1 pseudogene is annotated in these 586 nt (G+C 72.7%); it reads left to right on the top strand.

What is annotated here, in order from left to right:
* A pseudogene (locus A5711_RS15885) lies at positions 1–586 on the top strand (hypothetical protein); the annotation flags it as partial.

Genomic DNA, 586 nt, shown 5'->3' on the forward strand with positions numbered 1-586 from the left:
GCGCCGTCCATGGCGCTGACACCCGAAGAGCCGGTCAATCTCAGCCGGACGCTGACCGTTCCGGCACCGATGTCGGTGACCCCGTTGGTGTGGGTGCGGCCGCGGCAGGGGCCCAAGCTGGCCGACCTGCTCGCCGAGCCGAACACCACCAGGGCACGGGGCGACTCCGACCTGGTGGACGTCCTCGGCTCGGCGTATGCGGCGACCGACGGCGACCCGGCGACGGCATGGACGGCACCGCAGCGGGTGGTGCAGCACAAGACCCCGCCCACCTTGACGCTCACCCTGCCGCGGCCCACCGAGGTCACCGCGCTCCGGCTGGCGCCGAGCCGGTCGGCGTTGCCCGCCCATCCGACGATGGTGGCGGTCAACCTGGGCGACGGCCCGCAGGTGCACGCGTTGAAGCCCGGTGAACCGCAGACACTCCCACTGCATCCCCGGGTGACCGACATCGGTGCCGGAACGGTCAGCGTCCGGCTGAGATTGACCGGCTCTTCGGGTGTCAGCGCCATGGACGGCGCGCAGCGCACGCCCTCCGGCGTCGACGCGCATCCCGGCCTGCCCAGCAGCTCGGAACCCAGGTCCC

This window comes from Mycobacterium sp. E2238 (genome assembly GCF_001672665.1).
Classification (GTDB): domain Bacteria; phylum Actinomycetota; class Actinomycetes; order Mycobacteriales; family Mycobacteriaceae; genus Mycobacterium.